13 protein-coding genes are annotated in these 18,489 nt (G+C 40.8%); 11 read left to right on the top strand and 2 right to left on the bottom strand.

Features of this window, described 5'->3' with window-relative positions:
* The 7 genes from BLS35_RS27970 to BLS35_RS25550 form a co-directional block, all read left to right on the top strand.
* On the top strand, positions 1 to 2,603 hold a 2,603-nt coding region (locus BLS35_RS27970), incomplete at its 5' end, for a beta strand repeat-containing protein (protein WP_175459633.1).
* Between the two features lie 96 nt (positions 2,604 to 2,699).
* The gene (locus tag BLS35_RS25575) at positions 2,700 to 3,236 is read left to right on the top strand and encodes a CBS domain-containing protein (RefSeq protein WP_090786883.1); all 537 of its coding nucleotides are present in this window, start codon (positions 2,700 to 2,702) and stop codon (positions 3,234 to 3,236) included.
* Between the two features lie 480 nt (positions 3,237 to 3,716).
* The gene (locus tag BLS35_RS25570) at positions 3,717 to 3,941 is read left to right on the top strand and encodes a helix-turn-helix domain-containing protein (protein WP_132226075.1); all 225 of its coding nucleotides are present in this window, start codon (positions 3,717 to 3,719) and stop codon (positions 3,939 to 3,941) included.
* A gap of 81 nt (positions 3,942 to 4,022) precedes the next feature.
* Positions 4,023 to 4,895 carry an ROK family protein gene (locus tag BLS35_RS25565; protein ID WP_090786878.1) on the top strand — a complete coding sequence of 291 codons (873 nt, stop codon included), beginning with the start codon at positions 4,023 to 4,025 and terminating at the stop codon, positions 4,893 to 4,895.
* 2 nt (positions 4,896 to 4,897) lie between these two features.
* Positions 4,898 to 5,716 carry an alpha/beta hydrolase gene (locus BLS35_RS25560; protein ID WP_090786876.1) on the top strand — a complete coding sequence of 273 codons (819 nt, stop codon included), beginning with the start codon at positions 4,898 to 4,900 and terminating at the stop codon, positions 5,714 to 5,716.
* A gap of 162 nt (positions 5,717 to 5,878) precedes the next feature.
* On the top strand, positions 5,879 to 6,658 hold the full coding sequence (locus BLS35_RS25555) for a GLPGLI family protein (RefSeq protein WP_090786874.1): 780 nt from the start codon (positions 5,879 to 5,881) through the stop codon (positions 6,656 to 6,658).
* A 4-nt stretch (positions 6,659 to 6,662) separates the two neighbouring features.
* Complete coding sequence (locus BLS35_RS25550) at positions 6,663 to 9,308, top strand: peptidase associated/transthyretin-like domain-containing protein (protein WP_090786871.1); 2,646 nt, start codon at positions 6,663 to 6,665, stop codon at positions 9,306 to 9,308.
* Between the two features lie 60 nt (positions 9,309 to 9,368).
* Here BLS35_RS25550 and BLS35_RS25545 read toward each other — a convergent pair whose 3' ends face one another.
* Both BLS35_RS25545 and ettA read right to left on the bottom strand, forming a co-directional pair.
* A complete protein-coding gene (locus BLS35_RS25545; protein WP_090786868.1) occupies positions 9,369 to 9,635 on the bottom strand; it encodes a hypothetical protein in 267 nt (88 codons plus the stop codon).
* A 190-nt stretch (positions 9,636 to 9,825) separates the two neighbouring features.
* Complete coding sequence (gene ettA / locus BLS35_RS25540) at positions 9,826 to 11,505, bottom strand: energy-dependent translational throttle protein EttA (protein ID WP_090786865.1); 1,680 nt, start codon at positions 11,503 to 11,505, stop codon at positions 9,826 to 9,828.
* 193 nt (positions 11,506 to 11,698) lie between these two features.
* On the opposite strand from ettA, the gene BLS35_RS25535 reads away from it, so the two are divergent.
* The 4 genes from BLS35_RS25535 to BLS35_RS25520 all read left to right on the top strand — a co-directional run bounded on the left by BLS35_RS25535 (position 11,699) and on the right by BLS35_RS25520 (position 18,486).
* Complete coding sequence (locus BLS35_RS25535; protein WP_090786862.1) at positions 11,699 to 12,295, top strand: RNA polymerase sigma-70 factor; 597 nt, start codon at positions 11,699 to 11,701, stop codon at positions 12,293 to 12,295.
* Positions 12,296 to 12,354: 59 nt separating this feature from the next.
* Positions 12,355 to 13,545 carry a FecR family protein gene (locus tag BLS35_RS25530; protein WP_090786860.1) on the top strand — a complete coding sequence of 397 codons (1,191 nt, stop codon included), beginning with the start codon at positions 12,355 to 12,357 and terminating at the stop codon, positions 13,543 to 13,545.
* 121 nt (positions 13,546 to 13,666) lie between these two features.
* On the top strand, positions 13,667 to 17,068 hold the full coding sequence (locus BLS35_RS25525) for a TonB-dependent receptor (RefSeq protein WP_090786858.1): 3,402 nt from the start codon (positions 13,667 to 13,669) through the stop codon (positions 17,066 to 17,068).
* 11 nt (positions 17,069 to 17,079) lie between these two features.
* A complete protein-coding gene (locus BLS35_RS25520) occupies positions 17,080 to 18,486 on the top strand; it encodes a RagB/SusD family nutrient uptake outer membrane protein (protein ID WP_165973428.1) in 1,407 nt (468 codons plus the stop codon).
* Positions 18,487 to 18,489 lie beyond the last annotated feature (3 nt).

Raw genomic sequence — 18,489 nt, 5'->3', positions numbered from 1 at the left:
ATCAAACTTCAGTTACTGCTGGATTAGCATTAAAAGCAAATACAACAGATCTAACGACTGGTTTGGCATCGAAAGCCGATCAGACAGCTCTTACTGCTGGACTTGCACTAAAAGCAAACGTCACAGATCTTACTGCTGCTACAGATGCAATTGCCTTGAAAGCAAATACAACAGCTCTTACTACTGGACTTGCACTAAAAGCAAACGTAACAGATCTTACAGCCGCTACGGATGCTATTGCCTTGAAGGCAGATCAAACGGCAGTTACTGCTGGATTAGCATTAAAAGCAAATACAGCAGATCTAACGACAGGTTTGGCGTTAAAAGCAGATCAGACGGCAGTCGCATCTGGATTGGCATTAAAGGCAGATCAAACGGCCCTTACAGCTGCTACAGATGCTATTGCATTGAAGGCGGATCAAACGTCAGTTGCTGCTGGATTAGCATTAAAAGCAAATACAACAGATCTAACGACAGGTTTGGCATCAAAAGCTGATCAGACAGCTCTTACTACTGGACTTGCATTAAAGGCTGATCAGACAGCCCTTACAGCCGCCACAGATGCTATTGCCTTGAAAGCTGACCAAACGGCAGTTACTGCTGGATTAGCATTAAAAGCAAGTACAACAGATCTAACGACTGGTTTGGCATCGAAAGCTGATCAGGCAGCACTTACTACTGGACTTGCACTAAAAGCAAACATAACAGATCTTACAGCCGCCACAGATGCTATTGCCTTGAAGGCAGATCAAACTTCAGTTACTGCTGGATTGGCATTAAAAGCAAATACAACAGATCTAACAACTGGTTTGGCATCGAAAGCAGATCAGGCAGCTCTTACTACTGGATTAGCATTAAAAGCAAACGTAACAGATCTTACAACCGCTACGGATGCTATAGCCTTGAAGGCAGACCAAACAGCACTTACAGCTGGATTCGCTTTAAAAGCACCGTTAGTTTCGCCAACATTTACGACACCTAATCTTGGAGTAGCAACAGCTAGTTCAATAAACAAAGTTACCTTAACCGCTCCTGCAACAGGCGCTACAATAACAGTCTTAGATGGTAAAACATTGACTTCAAATAACAGTTTAACTTTTTCTGGCACAGATGGCTCAGTTTTGAATATTGGAGCTGGTGGGATTTTGGGCTCGAATGCTTACACTAATACTTCATATGCTCCATTAGCTTCGCCGACTTTTACTGGTCCGGTTACACTTCCTGCTACAACATTTGGTGTGACCCAGACTGTTGCAGATAACAGTACGAAAATTGCCACCACTGCTTATGCTGATGCTGCCGCTGGTACCGCGTCAGCAGGGAAACAAGGCACGTTAAGCAACTCTGCCGGACTGGCAGCAGCATTATCGGACGAGACTGGTACAGGGCTTGCTGTTTTTGCAAATTCCCCAACATTTACAACGCCTAATCTTGGTGTGGCTACTGCGACAACATTAAATAAAGTAACCATAAGCGCACCAGCCACAACAGCTACATTAACTTTGGCTAACAATAGTTCATTAATTACAAGCGGTGCTTTTTCAACAACATTGAACTCAACGGGGGCTACAACACTTACCTTACCAACGACAGGTACATTGGCTACGCTTACTGGTACTGAGACGCTTACTAATAAAACGCTGACAACACCAGTATTGGGAGCCGCAACAGGAACAAGCCTCGTCCTAACCGGAGGAAACCTGACCGCACCGGTTTTGATATCAAATGTAGCAACAGGGACAGCACCCTTTACAGTAACATCAACAACACCGGTAGCTAATTTAAGTATCGGTGGAAATGCAGCGACCGCGACCACTGCCGGTAGCGTAACGACAAACGCGAATTTAACCGGAGTAGTAACCTCAGTAGGCAATGCCACTTCTATTGCAAACAGCGCGATAACAAACGCAATGTTAGCCAATACATCTGTAGCAAATTTATCTGGAACAAATACGGGAGACCAAACTGCAAACACGCTTCCTAATACACCTGCAGGAACTATAGCAGCAACTAATGTTCAGGCTGCTATCAACGAGCTTGATAACGAAGTAGTATTAAAGGCTCCGCTTGCTTCGCCAGCTCTTACCGGGGTTCCAACTGCAGTAACCGCTGCATTTGGAACCAACACCACTCAATTGGCTACAACCGAATTTGTACAGGCGGAAGGACCAACATATACAAGGGTTGCTACTACGGTAACAACAACAGGTCAAACATTGGCCGATATAACAGGCTTGTCACTGGCCCTAGCCGCTAACACAACCTATGAGTTTGAAGCAGTTTTGTCAACTTCTACTAGTGCAGTTACTACTGGTATAAATTACGGCGTGAATCTAAGCAATACTACCGGCGCATCTATAGAAGCTCAGATTACAGGTTCGGGTACAAGTACCGCTTCAAAAACTCTACGAATAAATGCATTTAATACTGCGACATCATCTTCATTCTTAGCGTCATCCAGTCAGACAGGTGGCGTTGTAATAAAAGGTATTGTTGTGACAGGTAGTACGGCTCCAACGCTAACTATTAAACATTTAAAGGTTACGAGTGGAACGAGCACAGTATTCGCAAACAGCTTTTTAAAAGTAACCAGAGTGCAATAGTAACTTATAGATTACTTGTATTAGCCCAGGTCTATTCGATGCTAATTTGATGAAGGGCATAGTAGGAATATTAAATAGAAAACAGGTATAATTAAAATGGATGTTGAAGAATTAAAACAACAGATAATTTTAAGAACGGGTTTGACCAATATTACACCCCGTGACTGCAGGCACATTGCCCTAGAGATCCAGGAGTCTTTGAACAGAAGAATCAGTGTAACAACTTTAAAAAGAGTGTTTGGTTTTGCCAAAAGCTCACACTGTTTGTCCAAATATACTATTGCAACGCTAAATGACTATGTCGATCAGCTTGTTTCGTTTTCAACATTGGGAATAGCTCAGAACCCTCAGATCTGTTCTTTTATCCTTGATCAGGGATCTTACCTTTTTGAATTAAATGACGAAATGGGACTACATCCGCAACGACTGGTACTTGAAGCAATTGATACACTCCTTAAAAAGGACCAGGAAAATTTGCCTGTTATAATTAATGGCAAATGTATTGGCATCGTTTACGTTAAAGATTTGATTAGCTTTTTAGCCAGTAACGATGAAATGTATGGTACACTCTATCATAAGTTTTTTTTTAGTCTAAAAACCGCAATTGATATGTTAAAGGATAATCGTTCATAAAACAAAGATCAATTTCGATTTGTCAATAAGGTTTCTATACGCGCTGTCTTATATTTATTAGGATTTCGATAAAACGGATATGCGATATGGAGTTTTTGATACAGTCTTTATAGATGAATTAAATTGGAATCATTATATTTGTTTTATGTTAATATCTATATCGCAGCAACTCTAATCTTGGAGATTTGAATTGTGATATATAGGCGTCATTCCTGACGCCGTCTCAGAAAAATTTTCGGGTTTGCATTAGGGTTGTAAGATTGCTGTATCTCGCTCCTTTACAAAGTCGTTATTGCGTCGAGTCTGGTTCGTCTCTCCTTCGTCTTTGTTCGAGAAAAAAACAATTGGAACAGCATCCCCAGATGAGTACCAGTAAAGTCACATTGAGCAGTGCTATCCAGCCTGCAAAGAGGCCGAAAAAAAATCGAAAAACCAATATTACTTGTTGGTGGTTACTTGCTATCTATAAAACAAAGTTTAATGAACAATATGAAATTGACATTGGGGGAGAAATTTACCTTTTTAAGGGAAAATGCTAAAAGAACGGCAAAGGAAACCGCGGAGTATTTAAAGTTGGCTTTAAGTACCTATGAAAAAATCGAAGATGATTTTGTGTACCCCGCGGATAGATTGATTAAGAAAACAGCAAAACTATATGAATTGACGTATGACGAACTTTTAGCACTGGGGGAAGAAAATAAATAGTTTAAAAAAATTGAAAAACATTTTAATAAAGCGGTTTAAATACCTTTATTTGAATAACCTAACCAAAATTTTGCTAAACCTATGAACCTTAATACAGCTTTGACTCCTTTTATTGGCGTAGACATTGGCGGTTCGCACATTACAGCTGCATATATAGATTCTTCCAACTATCACGTGATTTCGGATAGTTTAAAACGCGAAAGGGTGGCTTCCGAATCGACTGCGGCTGTTATCTTCGATTCCTGGGTAGAAGCCCTGAGTTCTTTAGTTGCTGGACTACCTATTGGGGAGGTTAAAATAGGTGTGGCCATGCCTGGACCTTTTGATTATAAAAAAGGGATTGCGCTTTTTGAAAATGTAAAAAAGTACGACTCTCTATATGGACTCGATGTGGGGCGAATATTATCAGAGCGATTAAATATATCGCGTCAATCTATCATTTTTATTAATGATGCTGAAGCTTTCTTAAGAGGTGAAATGGCTGCAGGCGCTGCAGCTGATAAGGACAGAGCAATAGGCATTACCTTGGGTACCGGACTCGGCTCGGCTAGTAACTGTAGTGGGACTGTGGTAGATGTAAACAGGGCTGCACTACCTTTTCTTGAGCAAAATGCAGAAGAATATATATCTACACGATGGTTTTTGGCCAGATACAAGGAGTTGACAGGTAAGGAAGTGAAAAATGTTGAGGACTTACTGGATAACTCAACGCTTGCTTTAAAGAATCAGATATTTGATGAATTCGCTATAAATCTGGCTAGTTTCCTTAATGATTTTATTGCCGATGAAAATCCAGAAGTATTGGTTATTGGGGGGAACATCGCACGCACATGGGATCATTTTATGCCTCAGTTGCAACAAAAAATAGTAAACAAAAATGTAATCATCAGGCAAACCGAAATGTGGGAAGATGCGGCGTTGGTCGGGGCAGCCTGTATTTGGATCAATCAATAATAATGAAGAAAACAATTTTTTTAAGTCTTGTAGCATTGCTGTGTGTACAGTTGTCTCATGCTGCTAAAGTAGATACAGCGCTAACTTATAGTGCTGCTATGAAGAAAAATATTAAGGCTGTAGTCATTACGCCAGATAGTTATAACCAGGCGAAAAGTATGCCTGTCGTTTATCTACTCCATGGTGCTGGTGGTTCTTTTTCTAATTGGATAAAAAAGGTGCCCGCCCTTCAGCAATATGCGGATGATTATCAAACAATCATCGTATGCCCGGATGGAAATGTAACCAGTTGGTATTTTGACAGTCCCATTGATCCGGAATGGAAATATGAGACTTATGTAGCTACTGAGTTGGTAAACTGGATTGATAAGAATTACAATACTATAAAAGACAGGAAAGGCAGAGCAATTACGGGACTTAGCATGGGGGGACATGGTGCTTTATATCTTTCTTTTAAACATCAGGATGTATTTGGTGCTGCGGGAAGTATGAGTGGTGGGGTAGACATTACACCTTTTCCAGCGTCCTGGGACATTATTAAAAGACTGGGTGATTACGATAAAAATGTGCAACGTTGGAGAGATAATACCGTCGTAAATATGACCTGGATGCTGGTTCCAAATCGATTGGCTTTAATTATTGACTGTGGCAAGGATGATTTCTTTTATAATGTAAATATGAAGTTGCATGAAACTTTGCAGTATAACAATATTCCTCATGATTTTATCATCAGACCCGGTGTACATAATTGGGATTACTGGGCAAATGCCATCAAATATCAGTTGATGTATTTTAATGGATTCTTTAATAAGAAGGGATAACTACTGAGCTTTTTTTCCTATCCCACTAAAACAATTGTAAACTATAGCTGTTAAATTTGTAGGGTTAGCATTGGAATATTGAGCTTCTTCTTGCTAATTCTGCTATGTCACCAACAAACTATATTTAATTACTACTAAAAAAGGCTTTTAATCATCATTAATATGGCATTACCCAATGTACTTACCAGAAGTATTTTGCTTTTAATTTTAAGTGTTTTTCACCTTATCCTACATGCGCAGGTAAAGGGAACATGTAACTACAGTTTAACTATTAACGATGGCTTGTTAGGAAAGTCCAGGGTAATTAATTCCATACTATATTTTTCAGGAAACAAATCTCTGGAAATGAATATTCCGAAAAATGTAGAAGGCTCAATTATGAACATAGATAATGCTACCTCGGAAACCAAGGTTATAAATACCAGCAAAAAATATTTTGTGTTTAAAAATTTTGGAGCAAAGGAATTGCAGTTGAGTGATAATATCCTGGCTAAATATTACCTGATTACCGATACCCTTTCAAATTTTAAATGGAAAATAAGCAAGGAAAAGCGTAAGATCCTAAAATACAGTTGTACAAAGGCTACCGCCTCTTTTAGGGGGAGGGAATATGAAGCCTGGTTTGCTGATGAAATTGCAATTTCTAACGGCCCCTGGAAATTTTGCGGCTTGCCAGGATTGATCGTGGCGGTTAAAGATGCAAATTCCATATATAGCTATGAACTTACGGGTATCAACCTCAAAGCCAGTTTCGACCCCGCTATTTTAACTACACCTAAAGTATATCAGAAAGATAAACCAATTACCCAGCGCGATTTCATCAATGCTTACAAAAGCCGGATCAAGCAAAATGAAGCTTTATCAAGGGTGACTTTTACCGGAGACAACGGTACAACAGGCAACCGGACCATTACTATGCCCGAAAAAATGGAAAAGTTTTAGGGAATTGAAACGCTTTATCCTTATTATATTTTTAGCCTGTATAGCGAAGTATGCCGTAGGCCAGCAACTCAAAGTAGGTGGACTGGTTAAAGGTGCTAAAGGTGCCATAGAATCGGCCAATCTGCAACTTAAAAATGCAGATCAGGAAGTGCTGTCGTTTTCTGCTACCAACGCCCAGGGGGCTTACTCTATTGAAGCAGATGTAACCGGAAACAAAACCCTGTACCTTATAGCCAGTTATATAGGAGTAAAAAGAGATACCCTTAAGATTGATATTGCCAACCAACAGCGGGAATTAATTGTTAACCACAATTTTACACTGGCTGACGATGCTTTGCAACTGGAAGAAATCAACATTAAATCTAAACCGTCCATTGCCACTTCGGCAAACGACACAACAAAATATAACGTGGCCAGATTGACCAGTGCTGAGGACAGAAACCTGGAAAGCGTGATCAAAAAAATGCCTGGTATGAAAGTAACCAATGACGGGACCATCTATTTTAACCAGCAGCGGATCAACAAGGTTTTATTAGAAGGCGACGACATGACGGGCGAAAATTATAAAACTATCACCCAGCATTTGAAACCAAATTTGGTGGAAGAGGTTCAGGCCATAGAGCATTATGTAGAAAATGACCTGTTGAATGGAATTATCAGTTCTGACGAGGTGGTACTGAATTTAAAAATTAAAGATAAAAAAAGCATTTCCGGAAGTGTGGATGCTGCTTATGGAACAGCCAACCGTAAAGACCTCTCCACCAATTTAATTTCTTTTTATAATGGGATTAAGGCTTTTTCATTTTTAAATCACAACAACGTTGGAAAGTACCAGGCAGATCTGCTCAACTTGAGCAATATCAATGTAGCTCAGCCGTCCAACAAGCTCCTGAACCATACCATTGAAGATGCGAACCCATTTGATGGCGATTATTTTCGTTTAAACAACAGCTTTTCTGGAAGCATATCGCTGGTGAATAGAATAAATAAAGATTTAAAGATTACGCTGGGTGTGTATGCCATCAAGAATAAACTGTTTGATGAACGTTATCGCTTTCAGCAGTATTATCTCCCTGAAACCATTTTGACTGAAGACAGGGAAAGCAGGAACAGTAACAACAAAAACTATCAGGTGGAATGGAGTGCAGACCAGCGGATCAATGAAAAATCACATGTTTTTGCCACTGTTGCTTATACGATCAAAGATGAAGACTATCAGGCTAATTCAGCTTCTTCCTTTAATTTAAACCCGGCTGATGTGGTCTTGCAACGGCAGGCAGATCAGTTCCATAACTTAAGGACTGCATTAAAATATATTTTTAAAGCAAACCCTTCAACTGCTTTTGTTGCAGTAGCAAACGTTAGTTCTGAAAAAGTGGAGCAGGCCTACGATTCGGAATCTGATTTGTATGGCAGGATCTCAGACTTTGAAAATGCCCGACACCTCTTACAAAAGGTGTATACCAGGGTCAATACAGTATCATTGGATTTACAAGGACTTAAAAAAACGGGGAATCATTACTTTTACTTTAATCTGGGCGCCAGCCTATCAAAAAGTAACCTTAATACCGAGCTGTATAAGATAGATGGACAATTGAAAAGCCAGCTAGGCGGGCAATTTGTCAATCAAAATCAAACAGAAGGCAGGGACCTGTACTTTGGGCACAAGTATACTTTCGATAACCGGATAATTAAACTCCAGTTCATGTTGGAAGCACACCTCAGGAAAGCACATATTTACAATCAGGATAGCCTGTTTTTTTATCTTCAGCCCAGGGTAAACCTCAAAGCAAAACTTAATGAAAACCAGGATTTGATTTTTGATTATCGATTGAAGAATAATATTCCTGACCCGCTGTCCTATTATGAAAATTATGTATTCACAGACGTCAGGAATGTGAATCAGGGTTTAAATCAATTCCGTGCATTCTTTCTGCACCGCGCTGCGTTAACGTATCTGAACAATAGTTTTTCAGCTAATTACATGGCATTTAGGGCTGTGGCAGATGCAAGTTACAGTCGTTTGGGTTGGATCAACACCAATTTTTTCGACAATGAAATTTACTTTTCGCAAATGAGTCTTTATAAAGGGATCAAGCGGCTAGGCGGCGAAATGGTATTACAAAAATTTATCCCGGTGTTGGCGATTGATGCTACTGTAGAATTAACCGCTGCACAACATCAATATTACGCAGCTTTAGGTGAGCAGATCAACCCGTTTGCTAACTTAAACCACGGGGTCAAATTGAAACTAGGCACAGGTTTTAAGTTGCCTGTTAATCTGTACGCGCAATTTCACTACCTAAAGGAGGCTATCTATCAGAAAGAAGAGAAAATAACCAGCAATGAGGCTTATAAATACGCCATCGCAGCTAAAACAAAACTAGGCCGACAGGTTACTCATGTCTTAGCTTATGACAGGTATACACTGAACCACAAGGGTTACAACATATTGAATACAGAGTTGCTCTATCATCCTGAAAAAGGTAGGTTCAATTATAGTATTTCAGGAAAAAATCTTTTGGATGTGAGCAGTATCGTGAACAACAATGTAAGTAATGTTGGACTGTCCAGCAGCAGCGCAAGCTTGTTGGGCAGGTATGTAATGTTATGTGTGTCTATGTCTATTGAGAAGAATAAAGGCAATTAAAAAAACCTGCTACATTGCAGGTTTTTTTAATTGTTTTCGATTAATTTAGCTTATTTGCAGCTAAGAATGCAACATAGTATAAGCTTCTACATAAGCACTACCTTTAGCACTCTCCATCGCAGAAGCACAGGAAGAACCAGTGGCTACCGCCTGATAGTTTCCCAGTACATTTCCATCGCTATCCACCACTGTAAGGTTGTATTGAGCAGTACAGCGTGCCATGGTTTCTGCATTTGCTGGTGATGAGATCATCCCCAGCAGGCCGGTTGTCGCGAATACGCTGGTTGCAGCTAGCAACAACGCATTAAATAAGAATAATTTTTTCATAGTGATGATGTTTTTGTTTATAAGTGATATTTCTCAAAAACTAAACCAAAACAGTTTTTTTCACTAGGAACATGAAAATTTATAGTAAGCTGGCTTTAGGTTGGATTCGTTAGCTCTAGCAGTGTGGAAATGATGGACAAACTGTAGAGAGCAGTTGTACATTTATTTTACACCTGCTCTCTATACAAATTTATACCAGTTTTTTGTACCTAATGCGGTGTGGCGTTACATCACCCAGGCGTTTTTTACGGTTTTCTTCGTAATCGCTATAGTTTCCTTCAAAGAAGTAAACCTGAGATTCGCCTTCAAAGGCAAGGATGTGCGTACATATACGATCTAAGAACCATCTATCGTGGCTAATCACAACTGCACAACCACCAAAGTTTTCCAGTGCTTCTTCCAATGCTCTTAAAGTGTTTACGTCAATATCGTTGGTAGGCTCATCCAGTAACAATACGTTTGCGCCTTTTTTCAAAGTAATGGCCAGATGTACCCTGTTGCGTTCCCCTCCAGAAAGTACGCCAACCTTTTTCTGTTGGTCGCCACCGTTGAAGTTAAATTTGGAAACATAAGCCCTTCCATTTACCGCTTTATTACCAAGCTGGATATTGTCCAGTCCGTCAGTAATGTTCTCATAAACTGTTTTTTCAGGATCTAAATCATTGTGCATTTGATCTACATAACCCAATGCTACAGTTTCTCCAACGCGGAAAGTACCAGCGTCAGCAGTTTCCTGTCCAGTGATTAGGCGGAATAGCGTAGTTTTACCTGCACCATTTGGTCCGATAATCCCAACGATTCCAGCCGGAGGTAAAGAGAAACTCAGATTTTCAAAAAGAATCCTGTCGCCATAAGCTTTAGTAACTTCATTGGCTTCAATGACTACATTACCCAACCTTGGTCCGGCCGGAATGAATAACTCCAGTTTGTCTTCTCTTTCTTTACCATCTTCCGAAGCCAGTTTGTCGTAGTTCGATAAACGCGCTTTAGATTTTGCATGTCTGGCTTTCGGGGCCATACGTACCCACTCCAGCTCGCGTTCCAGTGTTTTCTGACGCTTGCTTTCTGTTTTTTCTTCCTGTGCCAGGCGTTTAGCTTTTTGATCTAACCAAGATGAGTAGTTTCCTTTCCAGGGAATACCTTCACCTCTGTCTAGTTCAAGGATCCATCCGGCTACGTTATCCAGGAAGTACCTATCGTGAGTTACGGCAATAACGGTTCCTTTATAATTCTTTAAAAACTGCTCTAACCAGTCGATACTTTCAGCATCCAAGTGGTTGGTAGGCTCATCCAATAACAATACATCTGGCTCCTGTAGCAATAAACGACACATGGCTACACGTCTGCGTTCACCTCCAGATAATACACCGATCTTCGTTTCAGGATCTGGGCAACGCAAGGCATCCATGGCGCGCTCTAGTTTGGAATCCAATTCCCAGGCGTTAACGGCATCAATTTTATCTTGCAGTTCACCCTGACGGGCCATTAATTTATCCATCTTGTCCGCATCAGAATAATTTTCTTCTAAACCGAATGCTTCATTAACTTCTTCGTATTCTTTTAGGATGGCTGTAATTTCGGCCACACCTTCTTCAACTACTTCTCTTACAGTTTTGTTCTCGTCTAATATTGGCTCTTGTGCAAGGTAACCTACACTATAACCTGGAGAAAAAACAACTTCTCCCTGAAAGGATTTATCAAGACCTGCGATGATCTTTAAGAGAGAAGATTTTCCTGAACCATTTAAACCAATTACACCAATTTTGGCACCGTAAAAAAAGGACAGGTAAATATTTTTTAAAACTTGCTTCTGGGGCGGGTAAATCTTATTTACGCCCGCCATTGAAAATATGATCTTTTCGTCTGACATCTTTATTCGTATATTAGTTGGGTTTTAAGAACCCTCTATTTACAGCAAAGATAAGAAAGGTAAACCAGGAACAAAATGGTGCATAAGATAATCTATTAATAGATCCCGACTTTGTTTAGTTAGCGAGTTTATGTACTATTGTGTAGTAGACCAAATAGATTAAACCATTGTATAAGCCAGCCTGGCAGACCGTATGAAAATTATAGATGATAACGACCGTGATCTATTGCTCCTTATTAGTGAAGGAGATGAAGCGGCTTTCAAGCGGCTTTTTGAAAAATATAACGGAAGGCTTCATTCCTATCTGCTTAAAGTAACTAAATCCAGGGAAAGCTCAGAAGAAATTGTAATGGACGTTTTTCTAAAGCTCTGGCATAGCAGAAGTATATTAACCGAAATCAATAATTTCTCCTCATTTCTTTTTAAGGTCGCCAGGAATAAGGCTTTTGATTTTCTACGCTTAGCTTCTAAAGATAAAATTCTGAGAGAGCTCATCTGGACCGAGATCGAAGCGGCAGACAATAGTAGTTCTGATGATCAACTGTATCTTGATGAATTGAAGAGTCAGTTAGATCAGGTGGTTAGTAAGTTACCCTATAAAAGACAATTTGTATACCGTCTAAGCCGGGAGCAGCACATGACTTATGATCAGATTGCAACACATTTAAATATTTCTAAAGCTACAGTTAAGAATCATATACTGGATGCATTAAGCTTTATCAGACTGCATATTTCTGCAAATTCAGACCTGATTATTCTGGTTGTTATTTTTTTTAAAAATAATTCATAGCAGAGTAGGCCTCCCCTTGTTTTTTTTCGTCTTTGTATTTAGAACCAAATACAAAATGTATGTCTGAAGGAAATGAGCTATCCTTTTTACTAGCGCGTTATCTAGATAACTCCTGCACAGCAGCGCAGTTTAATGAATTGTTTGCGCTGATTGAAAAAGATGAAAAAAAGGAAGAACTGCTATTACTGTTGAAGGAGCATTGGATCAGCGAATCACAAGTAGCACAGCATCCGGAAGGGGATTGGGAACGCATGCACCAAAAGATGATGACACAACCGGATGCAGGCTATGGGGATAAAAACCAAAAAAACCTTTTATATAGAAGAATTGCTATAGCCGCATCGGTATTGATTGCCTTAAGTGTAGGACTTTTGTTCTTTATGAACAAGCAGGAACAGCAGCAGATTGTTCAGCAGTCTGTGTCGGTAAAATCAGAACAATTGGCCCCTGGTGGAAACAAAGCGACGCTTACGTTGGCTGACGGTAAAAAAATTACCCTTGATGACAAAGCAAATGGCACAATACTTAGTCAGGCCGGAATCCAGATTACCAAAAAAGCGGATGGTAAACTCGTGTACAAATTGGATGAAGTGAAGGGGAAGGCCAATCAGCTGAATTTATTCAACACAATAGAAACACCTAGAGGTGGTCAGTATGAAATTACCATGCCTGATGGCACCAAAGTATGGCTAAATGCCATGTCATCATTAAAATACCCACTGGTTTTTGATAAAAATGAGAGAAAAGTTTTGCTGAAAGGAGAAGCTTATTTCGAAGTTGCCAAACAAAAAGACGCCCCTTTTAAGGTCGTTACTGATTTGCAGGAGATCAGGGTATTGGGTACTCATTTTAATGTGAATGCTTATGATAATGAAAACAGCACCCGGACGACATTGCTGGAAGGTGCGGTGAAAGTATGGGTAAAAGGAAGCCTTACTACTTTAAAGCCTGGTCAGCAAGCTGTATTGAAAGCTGACCACGTTGATGTACTGGAAGTAGATACGGAAATTGCAGTAGCCTGGAAGAACGGCACTTTTAACTTTAACCGCGAAAGCCTGGAAAGCATTATGCGCCAGGTATCCAGGTGGTATGATGTAGATATAATTTATCAGGATGAAGCGAGCAGGAAACTGGTGCTGAGTGGGAGCGTTTCCAGGTTTGAAAATGCAAGAGAACTCCTTCAGGTATTGTCGCTCACGAAATTAGTTCAGTTTAGCATCGAAGGAAGGAGGATTATCGTTATGCAATAGTCTTTACAACCACATTACGATAATTAAAATAATCCAGGAGTGCTCTAACACTCCCGGATGTAAGTTTTGATTATTACAAAATTGCTAGTACAATAAATTATCAACCAAAACAACCAAATATATGACTTTTTATGACCTTATCAGGCATGGTCGCTCTGCTATTTTGTCTGACCAACTAATGCGTGTGATGAAACTTACCACGATTTTAATCTTAGTGTTCCTCGTCCATGCTTCTGCAGCTGTGCTGGGGCAAAGGATTACACTTCATAAGGATGGAAAATCTCTGAAGCAGATCTTTAAAAGTATAAAGAAACAGACGGGCTATAATGTAGTCTGGCCCCCCGATAAAATTAATGAGGAGGCTGTGTTGAATCTTGCTATGAATAATATACCTCTTGATGAGGCCTTGAGGAGGATTCTTGATCTGCAGAACCTAGACTACGCCATCAGAGGTAAAAACATTGTAGTCTTTCTGAAAGACAGACCAAGGTTGCATAGCACTGCCGATACCACAAAGCTGGTTACCGGTAAAGTAACCGATACAAAAGGTATGGCTATGCCGGGAATTACCGTTAAACACAAACAAGGATCAGCAGTGGTGACTACCAATCAGAATGGTGATTATACCATTAGGATTCCGGAGAAAGGCATACTTGTATTTTCTTACATTGGCTTTACCTCCCAGGAGATCGCTACATCGGGCAAAACTCAGATCAATTTGCAACTGGTGGAGCAAGAGCAAGGGCTCTCTGAAATTGTGGTGGTAGGTTATGGTACACAAAAGAAAAAGGATTTGCTCTCTGCGGTATCTTCGATAAAAGGAAGAGAAATAGAAAATCTTCCTGTACCCACGCCTCAATCACTGATTCAGGGCCGGGCATCCGGTGTGCAGGTGGTGCAGAATTCAGGGGCACCGGGTAGTGCGGTTACTTTGAGAATAAGAGGTACTACCTCTATTAACGCAGGTAATGATCCGCTATATATTGTGGATGGGGTGCCTGTTGAATCAGGATCATTAACCGGTTACAGTGGGCGGGGCGGAACACCACCTTCGGCTTTGTCGGCCATCAATGCTGATGATATTGAATCTATGGAAATTCTGAAAGATGCTGGAGCTTTGGCTATTTATGGTTCAAGGGCGGCAAATGGTGTGGTATTAATAACTACGAAAAGAGGAAGCAAAGGAGCCACAACCTATAACTTGAGCTATTATAGAGGTGTGCAAAAAGACAATGAAAACACCAGGCCAAAAATGATGAACAGCATACAGTCATTGGAGTTAATTCAGGAACAGCGTGCAAATGCAATTAATGACGGTATTACTTCTCTATATAGTTTTATTTTGCCGGATAACTCTGGCAATTTGGCTAATACCGACTGGCAGGATGCGATTTTAAGAAGTGCTCCGATATCAAATTATGAAATGGCGATAAGAGGAGGGGAAAATAAACTTCGGTTTGCGCTAAGTGGTAACTATTTTGACCAGGAGGGTATCATCATTAATTCTGGCTATCAAAGGGGCGGCGGTAGATTGAACCTGGATTATGATGCGACAGACAAGTTAAAGTTCGGTTCTAATCTGTCGGTTACAAGATACCTGAATAGGCGCTCGTCGACTGATGATGGTGGTTTATCGCTGATCCAGGTGGCTTTAAAAAAATCCCCGGCTATGCCACTTTATAATCCAAATGGTACGTTGTACAATGATGATGTATCCGGCTTTATAAACCCGGTTGCCTATGCTGAGCGTGTAAAGTATGAGAATCAGGTGACTTCTTTGCTGGGGAATGTTTATGGGGAATTCGAAATCATTCCGGGATTGAGGTTGAGGTCGACCTTGGGTGTCAACTATGCCTCTGTACTGGATACTTTTTTTGAGCCCTCGAATGCTACGCGGAATGGTGTATCATCTGGTTTTGGTTTTTCATCAAATGTTACCGGATGGGTAAATGAGAATACACTAAGTTATGCTAAAACCATTGGAAACCATAAACTTACAGGCTTATTGGGTTACAGTCAGCAAAAGCGACGTTCTTTTGGGCTACAAGCTTCAGGTTCCCAATATGCAACTGACAACATCTATACGCTGAATGCAGCTTCGATAGCTAATGGAGTGGGGTCTAGCGTTAGCGCCAATGGGCTATCTTCTGCCTTTGCGAGAATTGGATATTCATTTGCAGACAAATATCTTTTAGAAGCAACCGCTCGTCGTGATGGTTCCTCAAGGTTTGGTGCAAACAAACGTTATGCTATGTTTCCTGCTGTATCGGCAGCCTGGAGAATCAGTAATGAATCATTTTGGTCGGGCATAACCGCAGTGAATGACTTCAAGCTTCGTGCAAGTATGGGCAGGACCGGTAACCAGTCTATAGATGATTACATTGCGCAGGGCGGATACAGTACCAGTTCAAGATATTTGGGACAAAGTGGCATCCACATGACCACAATCCCTAATCTTGATCTTACCTGGGAAACGACCGATCAATACAATATCGGTTTGGATATCTCTATGCTTAATTCAAGGATTACCCTGAATGCCGATGTGTATTTAAAGAAAACTTCAAACTTACTGTTGAATGTTCCTTTGCCGGGTACAACAGGGTTTAGTTCTGTACTTCAGAATGTGGGCGCTACGGAAAATAAAGGATTGGAGTTTACGCTGGATACCAGAAATATAGAAGGGCAAAAGTTTACATGGAGTTCTAGCTTCAATATCTCCTTTAATAAAAACAAAGTGCTGAGCCTAAATTCGGGCGCAAACGAGATTATCTTACAAAAGGGGGCGGGATCGACTGGTTCATTAATTTCCTATTCTGTGCTTAGGGTTGGAGAGTCTATCGGTAGTTTTTATGGCTGGAAGTCCAATGGGGTGTACCAATATACCACCGACAATGCCACGGGCTTAACTTCTACCAGTATTGGAGCTAACAATTACGTGTTTAAGGGTGGGGATATGATGTTTTCGGATGTTAACGGTAACAAGACCATAGATGATGGGGACAGGATGATTATCGGTTCTGCGCTTCCAAAGTTTACCGGAGGATTCAACAACTCTTTTACTTATCAGAATTTTGACCTGAATATCCTGACCACCTTTGTTTATGGTAATGATGTGGTTAACGGAAGCCGCTTTACCGTGGAAAGTGACGGTAGATTTAGCGGAAGTCTGGATATGCTCAGAAGATGGAGAGCTGAAGGTGATGTGACAGATATTCCACGTGCTAACCATGCCGATCCTGCTGGAAACAAAAGATTCTCTAACCGTTGGATTGAAGATGGTTCTTATTTAAGATTTAAAACCGTGACACTAGGCTACAAGCTGCCTACAAAGCTTTTTAATAAGACGCCGATCAGAAATATCAGGGTATATGCCACTGCACAAAATCTCTTTACCATTACTAATTATACCGGATATGACCCTGAAGCCAGTTCTCTTGGAAGCGGAGTTACCGATATTGGTATTGACCAGGGAACTTATCCTCAGTACAGGACATTCATATTTGGGTTAAGTGTTGGATTTTAAAAGTTATGACCATGAAAAGATTTAGATTAAAATATATACTAGGCATGCTGGTGGTTTTGGCAGGAATTGGTTGCGAGAAAGTGACCGACCAAGTTCCTGAAAGCCAGATAACCGGTGCCAATTTCTTTAAAACAGCATCTGATGCAGACAATGCCATCAATGCTTGTTATGACGCATTGCAAAAAAATGCGGTGAATTATGTAGTCTGGGGAGATGGCCGGACAGATGTTTTCGCTAATACCGACAGGACTCTATCCAATGACTTGCAGGTGACTAGTGGTAATGTAGGCTCAGGCAACGGTTATGTGACCTGGAATTTTCTTTATCAGGGCATAAACAGGATCAACGGCGTACTTAAACACGTGCCTGCAATTTCAGATCCGGCATTGGATGTCCGCAGGGAACGGATTATGGGAGAAGCTTATTTCTTAAGAGGACTTTTTTACTTCTATTTAACACGCACATTTGAAAATATACCTTTAGTACTCGAGCCTTTTGAGAGCCTTTCCGGCGAGCTGTTTCCTAAACAAAAAACCAGAGCAGAGATTTTTACACAGATTGAACTGGATTTGAAGGCTGCAGAAGTAAGGGTGCCAGATCTTCCTTTTAGCTCTACGCTTGAAAATAAAGGACGTGCTACAAAAGGAGCAATCAGAAGTACGCTGGCTGATTTATATTTATGGCAGAAGCGTTATGTTGAGGCAGCAGAAATGGCCAGACTAGTGATGGTGAGTCCGGCGAATTACAGTTTGGTAGCCGGAGCAAGTTACCCTACTATTTTTACCAATAAGAACTCCTCAGAATCGATATTCGAAATCCAGTATAACTATACCTATCAGGAAGGTGATACAAATCCGTTGACGGATCTGTTTCTTCCTTTAGGTCAGGCCTATACTGCTGGCAACTGGAGGTTCCAGCCGTCTCCTGCTGTGCTTAGTGCGCTCGCTGCCAGTGACCTGAGAACCGCGGGTACTTACCGTAACTCCGGCCCCAGTCCAGCTCCCTACAGAGACCCTAATCAAACTTACGTGCTGAAATATCCTGGTACGGTAGCCAATAATGTTTTACAGCAGGATGCGAACAGAATCGTGTACCGCTTACCTGAAATCATCTTGTTCAGAGCCGAAGCCTTAAATGAACAGGGACTAACACCGGATGCGATTACACTACTAAATCTAGTTCGCGGACGGGCTAATATTGGCGGTACGCTAGCTACCTTGCAGGGGGACGTTCGTTTGGAAATTGAAAGAGAAAGGCTAAGAGAACTGGTTTATGAAGGTAAAAGATATTATGACCTCATTAGAACAGGACGTTATGCTACGGTAACTGGAAATACCAATCCCAACTGGTTGCGCTGGCCAATCCCTGCCCAGGAACTTATTGATAACCCTAACCTGGTTCCTAATCCAGGATATTAATTT

The organism is Pedobacter sp. ok626 (genome assembly GCF_900100435.1).
Lineage (GTDB): Bacteria > Bacteroidota > Bacteroidia > Sphingobacteriales > Sphingobacteriaceae > Pedobacter.
The sequence above is the reverse complement of the archived record's forward strand: the minus strand, read 5'-3'. Positions and strand labels throughout refer to the sequence as shown.

Bases quoted from the DNA above. Each gene is read 5' to 3' on its own strand.
- BLS35_RS25575 (WP_090786883.1), top strand. From the start codon at position 2,700: ATGGATGTTGAAGAATTAAAACAACAGATAATTTTAAGAACGGGTTTG.
- BLS35_RS25570 (WP_132226075.1), top strand. From the start codon at position 3,717: ATGAACAATATGAAATTGACATTGGGGGAGAAATTTACCTTTTTAAGG.
- BLS35_RS25565 (WP_090786878.1), top strand. From the start codon at position 4,023: ATGAACCTTAATACAGCTTTGACTCCTTTTATTGGCGTAGACATTGGC.
- BLS35_RS25560 (WP_090786876.1), top strand. From the start codon at position 4,898: ATGAAGAAAACAATTTTTTTAAGTCTTGTAGCATTGCTGTGTGTACAG.
- BLS35_RS25555 (WP_090786874.1), top strand. From the start codon at position 5,879: ATGGCATTACCCAATGTACTTACCAGAAGTATTTTGCTTTTAATTTTA.
- BLS35_RS25545 (WP_090786868.1), bottom strand. From the start codon at position 9,635: ATGAAAAAATTATTCTTATTTAATGCGTTGTTGCTAGCTGCAACCAGC.
- ettA (WP_090786865.1), bottom strand. From the start codon at position 11,505: ATGTCAGACGAAAAGATCATATTTTCAATGGCGGGCGTAAATAAGATT.
- BLS35_RS25535 (WP_090786862.1), top strand. From the start codon at position 11,699: ATGAAAATTATAGATGATAACGACCGTGATCTATTGCTCCTTATTAGT.
- BLS35_RS25530 (WP_090786860.1), top strand. From the start codon at position 12,355: ATGTCTGAAGGAAATGAGCTATCCTTTTTACTAGCGCGTTATCTAGAT.
- BLS35_RS25525 (WP_090786858.1), top strand. From the start codon at position 13,667: ATGACTTTTTATGACCTTATCAGGCATGGTCGCTCTGCTATTTTGTCT.
- BLS35_RS25520 (WP_165973428.1), top strand. From the start codon at position 17,080: ATGAAAAGATTTAGATTAAAATATATACTAGGCATGCTGGTGGTTTTG.